General features: G+C 51.5%; 9 protein-coding genes, 1 tRNA gene, 1 pseudogene and 1 riboswitch. Of the genes and pseudogenes, 10 read left to right on the top strand and 1 reads right to left on the bottom strand.

All coding sequences use genetic code 11. From position 1 onward, the window contains the following. Positions 1–180 (bottom strand): annotated as a pseudogene (locus ACTRC3_RS11170) (putative ABC transporter permease); the annotation flags it as partial. A 90-nt stretch (positions 181–270) separates the two neighbouring features. After that, a riboswitch (FMN riboswitch) is annotated at positions 271–397 on the top strand. A gap of 219 nt (positions 398–616) precedes the next feature. Between ACTRC3_RS11170 and ACTRC3_RS11165 the strand changes: the two are divergent. From ACTRC3_RS11165 to ACTRC3_RS11120, 10 genes are all read left to right on the top strand, one after another. Further along, entirely contained in the window at positions 617–1,339 is a 723-nt protein-coding gene (locus ACTRC3_RS11165) for an ECF transporter S component (protein ID WP_349165511.1), read from the top strand. Between the two features lie 185 nt (positions 1,340–1,524). Next, complete coding sequence (tsaE, locus tag ACTRC3_RS11160; RefSeq protein WP_178038287.1) at positions 1,525–1,953, top strand: tRNA (adenosine(37)-N6)-threonylcarbamoyltransferase complex ATPase subunit type 1 TsaE; 429 nt, start codon at positions 1,525–1,527, stop codon at positions 1,951–1,953. Position 1,954: 1 nt separating this feature from the next. Next, on the top strand, positions 1,955–2,716 hold the full coding sequence (tsaB, locus tag ACTRC3_RS11155; protein WP_440323120.1) for a tRNA (adenosine(37)-N6)-threonylcarbamoyltransferase complex dimerization subunit type 1 TsaB: 762 nt from the start codon (positions 1,955–1,957) through the stop codon (positions 2,714–2,716). After that, positions 2,713–3,153 (top strand): ribosomal protein S18-alanine N-acetyltransferase, encoded by a 441-nt coding sequence (rimI, locus tag ACTRC3_RS11150; protein ID WP_440323119.1) that lies wholly within the window; start codon positions 2,713–2,715, stop codon positions 3,151–3,153. The genes tsaB and rimI overlap by 4 nt, the downstream gene beginning before the upstream one ends. A gap of 146 nt (positions 3,154–3,299) precedes the next feature. Then, a complete protein-coding gene (locus ACTRC3_RS11145) occupies positions 3,300–3,548 on the top strand; it encodes a hypothetical protein (RefSeq protein ID WP_349165514.1) in 249 nt (82 codons plus the stop codon). Positions 3,549–3,571: 23 nt separating this feature from the next. Further along, a complete protein-coding gene (locus tag ACTRC3_RS11140) occupies positions 3,572–4,489 on the top strand; it encodes a ribonuclease Z (RefSeq protein ID WP_440323118.1) in 918 nt (305 codons plus the stop codon). Continuing rightward, positions 4,486–5,526, top strand: a complete 1,041-nt coding sequence (gene tsaD, locus ACTRC3_RS11135) for a tRNA (adenosine(37)-N6)-threonylcarbamoyltransferase complex transferase subunit TsaD (RefSeq protein ID WP_440323117.1) — start codon at positions 4,486–4,488, stop codon at positions 5,524–5,526. The genes ACTRC3_RS11140 and tsaD overlap by 4 nt, the downstream gene beginning before the upstream one ends. A gap of 121 nt (positions 5,527–5,647) precedes the next feature. Further along, positions 5,648–6,370 carry a 2-C-methyl-D-erythritol 4-phosphate cytidylyltransferase gene (gene ispD / locus ACTRC3_RS11130; protein WP_440323116.1) on the top strand — a complete coding sequence of 241 codons (723 nt, stop codon included), beginning with the start codon at positions 5,648–5,650 and terminating at the stop codon, positions 6,368–6,370. A gap of 57 nt (positions 6,371–6,427) precedes the next feature. Further along, positions 6,428–7,570, top strand: coding sequence for a glycerate kinase family protein (locus ACTRC3_RS11125; RefSeq protein WP_440323121.1), 1,143 nt, complete (start codon positions 6,428–6,430; stop codon positions 7,568–7,570). Positions 7,571–7,669: 99 nt separating this feature from the next. Beyond that, positions 7,670–7,755 (top strand) — tRNA-Ser (locus ACTRC3_RS11120). Positions 7,756–7,790 lie beyond the last annotated feature (35 nt).

Here is a 7,790-nt window from a genome sequence, read left to right as displayed (position 1 = left end):
ATATGATATTCTGCGATAAACAGGTTCAATAAAAGCTGCACAGCCGTATATCGGAAACATCAAAAGAGAAGTTTTTCCCATCATTGTCGCATGTCCGTCAAGAAGAGAATGAATACCTGTCCAGAAAATTTCCAGACACCAGCCCAGAAGGCCGCAAAAAATAAATCGTTTTTTCATCATGTTTACAATATGCGTTGAAAATTGAAAATTTATGCGGAAAAGTACTTGCGAAAATATTCGGATGGGAATATAATACAAAACAGAATATGGTTAATTCTTCAGGGCAGGGTGCAATTCCCGACCGGCGGTAAAGTCCGCGAGCCGTATCCGTAGGAGATATGGTTGAATCGGTGAGATTCCGATACCGACAGTAAAGTCTGGATGAGAGAAGAAAACGAAGCGTATGTTTATTTGCTTTGCTTTTATGGCCCTGAGTACAGTTATACTCAGGGCTTTTTTCGCGGGCAACGAGCCAAAGTCCGTGCTTGCACGAGACCTTGGCGGTGCTAAGCGCCTGTGGCGCTTGTTCAGCACCGACCGAAGTGGAACGTAGATGCCGCGAAAACCTTAAAGAATTATCCTTTCTAATCTTTATTCGGAAAAGGAGAAATGTAACATGACAAACTTAATGCAAAGTGTAAAGGACAATCTGGCCTTTTTAGGCGTCTGCCTGGTGATTGTGGTGGCGATTTTTGTGGTAGCCGGCCTGACGGAGAAGGCTCTCCGGCAGAAAAATTCCATGGCTCGAACCAATTCCCCGGCTCGTCGGGTGGCACTGGTTGGCGTATTTTCAGCGATTGCGGCGGTACTGATGCTTTTTGAGCTGCCCCTGTGGTTTGCGCCCAGCTTCTACGAGTTGGATTTCAGCGAAATTCCGGTACTGATCTGTGCCTTCGCCATGGGACCTGTGGCAGGCGTGGCCACCGAACTCTGTAAGGTGCTTTTGAAGCTTGTGCTGAAGGGAACGACGACCGCATTTGTCGGCGACTTTGCGAACTTCGTGGTGGGCTGCAGCCTGGTACTCCCGGCTTCCATCGTATATTACATAAGAAAGAATAAGAAAATGGCCATCTGCGGCCTGGCGCTGGGAACTCTGATTATGACCATTTTCGGAAGCGGCTTCAACGCCCTCTATCTGCTGCCGAAGTTCTCTGAACTGTTTGGCATGCCCATGGACGCGATCATCGGTATGGGAACCGCCATCAACAGCAGTATTCACAGCGTCTGGACCCTGGTGTTCTTCGCGGTCGTGCCGTTCAACATCCTGAAGGGCGTGGTGGTATCCGCCATTACCATGCTGCTCTACAAGCATATCAGTCCGATTCTGAAAAAGCACTAGGTACTCACGGAATCACTGGACAGTACAAAAGGGAAATGCTATAATAAAGCCGCAGAAACGGCCAAAAAAGCAAACAAGAGCCTCGCAGCTTCTGCGGGGCTTTTGTTTTGCGAGCAATGAGTGAAAGCGAAACTGCAAAGGCTGCTTCTTATATTTTGTTACGAAGATTTATATGAGGTATTAAGATGATAAAGGAAACATTTTCAGAGACAGACACCAGAGCCTTTGGTGAGATGCTGGGTCGGAAAGCCGTTCCCGGAACCGTTTACACCCTGACCGGCGACCTGGGCGTGGGTAAGACCGTATTTACCCAGGGATTTGCGAAGGGCCTGGGCGTCACCGAGCATGTAAACAGTCCCACCTTCACCATCGTACAGGAATATGAGGATGGCCGCCTTCCTTTCTATCATTTCGATGTGTACCGTATCGGCGATATCGAGGAAATGGACGAAATCGGCTATGAGGATTATTTCTATGGCGAGGGTGTCTGCCTGATTGAGTGGGCGGAGCTCATTGAGGAGCTGCTCCCGAAGAAGCGCACAGAGATTCTGATTGAAAAAGATCTGGAAAAGGGCTTTGATTACCGGAAAATAACCGTGGAGGAGATGGAATAACATGAAGATATTAGGACTGGACAGCTCAGGACTGGTTGCGTCCGTGGCAGTGGTAGAGGATGACGGCACCAATAGCAATCTCCTGGCGGAGTACACGGTCAACTACAAGAAGACCCATTCCCAGACCCTGCTCCCCATGCTGGACGAGATTGCCAATATGATCGAACTGGATCTGAACGCCATCGATGCCATTGCCGTGGCAGGAGGACCCGGTTCCTTTACGGGACTGCGCATCGGTTCTGCAACTGCCAAGGGACTTGGTCTGGCGCTCGGCAAGCCGCTGGTACACATTCCTACTGTGGACGCCCTGGCTTATAATTTATACGGAACCGATAAAATTATCTGCCCGCTGATGGACGCCCGCAGAAATCAGGTTTATACCGGTATTTACGAATTTCAGGGAGACAAGCTGGTGGTGTTGGAGCCTCAGATGGCAGTCGGCATCGAAGTAATTGCAGAGAAGTTATGTAAACTTGAAAAGGATGTAATTTTCCTGGGTGACGGCGTGCCGGTCTTCCGCCAGGTACTGACTGACGAGCTCATGAAGGGCGTAAGTTTCTCCTTTGCCCCGGCTCATGTCAATAAGCAGCGGGCTGCAGCGGTAGCCATGCTGGCCGTATCCTATGTCCGCGCCGGAAAGACAGAGACAGCGGCGGAGCACCGTCCCGATTACCTGCGTCTGTCCCAGGCAGAGCGGGAACGCGCGGAGCAGGAGAAATTGAAAAGAGAGCAGGAAAATCAGGCGTCAGGAGAGCAGGCATGAGCGAGCCGGAAATCCGCCTTATGGAGGAAGCAGATCTGGCAGAGGTAGTGGCTATCGAGAAAGAAGCCATCACCCCGCCCTGGTCGGAGCAGGCCTTTCGGGAAAGCCTCGGACTGGAGCACACGATCCTGCTGGCTGCCATACAGGACGGCCAGGTGGCAGGCTACTGTGTCTGTTATCAGAGCTTTGAAGAAGGGGAAATCACCAACGTGGCCGTAAAGAAGGAGCTGCGGGGGCAGGGAATTGCCGGAAAGCTTCTGGAAAAATTGTGTTCCTACGGAAAGGAACGGGGGCTGGAGCGCTATATCCTGGAGGTACGCGCCGACAATGAACCGGCCATTCATCTGTATGAACGGAGCGGCTTTACCCGGGTGGGAATCCGGAAGGGCTTTTATGAGCAGCCGGTGGAGGACGCCGTGATCATGGTAAAAGGTTGACATAAGATTGACAACCATTTCCACTAGGCAGAAAAAAGCGGATTATGTAGAATATTCACGTAAAATAAAAACGTAGATTCCGGTCGCGCGCCAGAGGATAGCGCGGCGGAATGACACAGGGCTGCGAAAGCGGCGGGAGGAATAAGATGCGTGAGTATAAGATGACAGAGACAAAAATTTTAACCAGACTGATTTGTAATAGCTGCGGTAAAGTCATTGCCCTGCGCGGCGGTATTCCACTGGAGGGAGTCTGTGCTGTGCGGCAAAGCTGGGGGTACGAGTCCGAAAGGGATGGAGAACAGGACAGTTTTGATCTGTGTGAGGCATGTTATGATCGCATTACCGGGCAGTTTAAAGTCCCTGTGACGCGGACAGAACAGAGCGAATGGTTATAAGATAGGAAGATTAGGAGACAGGAATGTTAGATGTATGTTTGCTGGGAAGCGGAGGTATGATGCCGTTGCCCTATCGCTGGCTGACAGCGCTGATGATGCGATACAACGGAAGCAGTGTACTGATAGACTGTGGAGAGGGAACGCAGATAGCGGTAAAGGAAAAGGGCTGGAGCTTTAAGCCTATTGATGTGATCTGCTTTACCCATTTCCACGGGGATCATATCAGCGGCCTGCCGGGACTTCTGCTCACCATGGGAAATGCGGAGCGGACGGAGCCGCTGACGTTAGTGGGACCCAAGGGGCTGGAACGGGTGGTCAACGCTTTACGCGTCATCGCGCCGGAGTTGCCCTTTCCCATTGAATTTATCGAACTGACAAAGGCGGAAGAGGAGCTGGAGCTGAACGGTTATCATATCAAAGCATTCCGGGTCAATCATAACGTGACCTGCTACGGTTATTCCATTGAGATTAAGCGGGCGGGCAAATTCAATCTGGAGCAGGCTCAGAGCCTGAACATTCCGAAAAATTTCTGGAATCGTCTGCAGAAGGGGGAAACCATCGAGGCGGACGGAACGGTGTATACGCCGGATATGGTTATGGGAGCGCCCCGGAAGGGCATTAAGCTGGTGTATTGTACGGATACCCGGCCTACAGAGTCCATTTCCAGAAATGCGAAGGACGCGGATCTTTTTATCTGCGAGGGTATGTATGGCGAGAAGGACAAGCAGGCGAAAGCAGTCGCCAATAAACACATGACCTTTTACGAAGCGGCCCGTCTTGCGAAAGAGGCAGATGTGAAGGAGATGTGGCTGACCCATTACAGTCCGTCCCTGACCCGGCCTGAAGAATACATGGACGAGGTACGCAAGATATTCCCGCGCGCAGTGGCCGGAAAGGACAGAAAATCCATAGAACTGGATTTTGAGGATGAAGAAAAATGAGTGAGACGATGAATACGAAAAAAGATATCTATATCCTGGGAATTGAGAGCTCCTGCGACGAGACCGCGGCCTCCGTGGTGAAAAATGGCCGGGAAGTGCTCTCCAATGTGATTTCCTCCCAGATTGATCTGCACACCCTGTATGGCGGCGTGGTTCCGGAGATCGCGTCCCGGAAGCATATCGAGCGCATCAATCAGGTCATTGAGGAAGCCCTGACTACAGCAAATATGACTTTGGACGATCTGGACGCCATAGGCGTCACCTATGGTCCGGGGCTGGTGGGCGCGCTGCTGGTGGGAGTGGCCGAAGCGAAAGCCATCAGCTATGCAAAAAAGCTGCCGCTGGTGGGCGTACATCATATCGAAGGACATATTTCCGCCAACTATATCGAAAATTTGGATCTGGAGCCGCCCTTTGTGTGCCTGGTGGTATCCGGCGGACACACCCATCTGGTTGTTGTGCGGGATTATGGAAAATACGAGATTCTGGGACGGACCCGTGACGACGCGGCCGGAGAGGCCTTTGATAAAGTGGCCCGCGCCATTGGCCTGGGTTATCCGGGCGGTCCGAAGATTGATAAGATTTCGAAGGAAGGAAACCCGGAGGCCATTGCGTTTCCACGCCCGAAATTCGAGGATTCTCCCTACGACTTCAGCTTCAGCGGCCTGAAGTCAGCCGTGCTGAATTATCTGAACGGCTGCCAGATGAAGGGAATCGAGGTCAACCGCGCCGATGTGGCGGCCTCCTTCCAGAAGGCAGTCTGCGATGTGCTGGTGGAGCACGCCATGATTGCAGTCAAAGAGAGCGGCCTCAATAAATTTGCCATTGCCGGCGGCGTGGCGTCCAATTCCGCTCTTCGTGCGGCCTTCGAAAAGGCGTGTGCGGAGCGTCAGATTGAATTTTATCATCCGTCTCCGATTTTCTGTACGGACAACGCGGCAATGATTGGATCGGCAGCTTATTATGAATTTATCGCGGGAAAACGGGACGGTCTTGACTTGAACGCGGTTCCGAATTTGAAGCTGGGCGGGCGGTAATGTATGTTGCTGTCTGTTTCATTGCTGAGATATAGTATCGTATGATACGGGCCCTGTTTATAGAAAAAGGTGTTTGTAGAGTACAGGTATAGATACATAAGAGTATGGTAGGAGATATGATATGAAGAGAAAATCATGCGCGGCCATCGTCCTGGCAGCAGGTCAGGGAAAACGGATGGGTGGCCAGGTTCACAAGCAGTTTCTGGAACTGGAGGGACACCCCATCGTCTATTATTCTATCCGGGCCTTTCAGGAATCCCCGCTCATCGATCAGATTCTTCTGGTGACCGGCGAGACAGAAATAGACTATGTCAAATCAGAAATCGTAGAAAAATACCATTTTGATAAGGTGTGTGCAGTCGTGGCAGGTGGCCATGAGCGCTACGCTTCGGTCTGGAACGGCCTCAAAGCGCTTGAAAAAAGCCTGCGTGAAGAAGAAAAGGATGGCTTTGTATTCATTCATGATGGCGTGCGTCCTTTTGTAAATGAAGAGATTCTGCGCCGTGCCTTTGACGCGGTAGAAGCATATCACGCCTGTGTAGTCGGCATGCCCAGTAAAGATACGGTCAAAATCGCCGACACGGATGGTTTTGTGTCCGAAACTCCGGCCCGCAGCCGGGTATGGAATGTGCAGACCCCGCAGGTATTTGATTTCCGTCTGGCTTACGAGGCCTACGCGGCTCTGGAGCAGAGCGGCCGCAGTGATGTGACGGATGACGCCATGATTGTGGAAGCATTTACGGATACAAAGGTGAAGCTGGTGGAAGGCTCCTACGAGAATATCAAGCTGACCACGCCGGAGGATCTGAAGATCGCCGCGACCTTTTTACACAATCAGAAATAGAGTATTCGTAGAAGCAAAGAGACCTTATATTCGGAAAATCAGGAGAACAGGACAGTGATGAAATTTCTGTTTGCGTCAGATTCATTCAAAGGAACGTTATCCAGTGAAGCTACGGGAAGGATTCTGACCAGGGCCGCAAAAGAGGTATTTCCCTCCTGCAGCTGCGAGAGTATTCCGGTAGCTGACGGCGGGGAAGGGACAGCAGAAGCAGTGATCAAAGCAGTACAGGGAGAAAAGCTCTATGTCGAGGTTTCGGATCCCCTCATGCAGAATCGAACCGCTTATTATGGAAAGCTGGATGAGAACAGGGCAGTCATTGAGATGGCGCTTGCATCCGGCTATGCCCTTGTGCCGTCGGAAAAGAAGAATCCCCTGTATACAAGCTCCTACGGAACCGGTGAACTGATTCGTGACGCCCTGGACAGAGGCTTTCGTGATATCACCATTGCCATCGGCGGATCCGCCACCAATGACGGCGGTATGGGCTGTATGCGCGCGCTGGGCGTCCGTTTCCTTGACCGGGAGGGTCGGGAGCTTATGGGAAATGGTTCCGATCTGGAATATCTGGCCGAGATAGATGACAGTGAACTGGACAGCCGACTTGCGGATACCCGTTTTACGGTTATGTGCGATGTGACAAATCCTCTCTGCGGAGAACATGGGGCTACCTATACCTTCGGACTGCAGAAGGGCGGGACGCCGGAGATACTGGAACGTCTTGAGCGCGGCATGGAGAATTACCGGGATATCCTTATCCGAACATATGGAATTAATCCGGATACCATTCCGGGTTCCGGCGCAGCAGGAGGACTGGGCGCTGCGCTGCTGGTATTCCTTCGCGCAGAGCTTCGCTCCGGCATCGAGACTGTACTGGATTTGATCGGGTTTGACAGCTGGCTGGAGGGTGTATCTCTGGTAGTAACCGGGGAGGGCTGTACCGACTGGCAGTCCTGTTATGGCAAAGTGGTACAGGGAGTGGGCGATCGCTGTCTGCGCCGCAGGGTTCCTGCAGTAGCTCTGGTGGGAGGCATGGGAGAAGGCGCGGAACAGATTTATGAGCATGGAATTCTTTCTATATTAACTACGGTAAATGGTTTCATGTCTGCCGAGGATGCCTTTGCCAATGCGGAAACCCTGTATTACCAGGCAGCTTTGCGCCTGTTCCGCCTGCTGAAAGCAGGGCAAAAGATAGGTTTGTAAAGAAAATATAAAAAAATGAAAAAAGTTGTTGACATTGTCGACTGGTGATGATAGAATACATTTTGTCGCCACGCAAGGGCGGAAAACACGTCAGAGTGTGGAGAGGTATCGAAGTGGTCATAACGAGGCGGTCTTGAAAACCGTTTGTCCGAAAGGGCGCGTGGGTTCGAATCCCACCCTCTCCGTTAGTTACCACTGATACAGCGGTGACATATAAAAT

The organism is Laedolimicola sp., assembly GCF_051972735.1.
GTDB classification, from domain to species: domain Bacteria; phylum Bacillota; class Clostridia; order Lachnospirales; family Lachnospiraceae; genus Laedolimicola; species Laedolimicola intestinihominis.
Note: the sequence above shows the minus strand (reverse complement) of the source record. Positions and strands in the feature narration are given on the sequence as shown.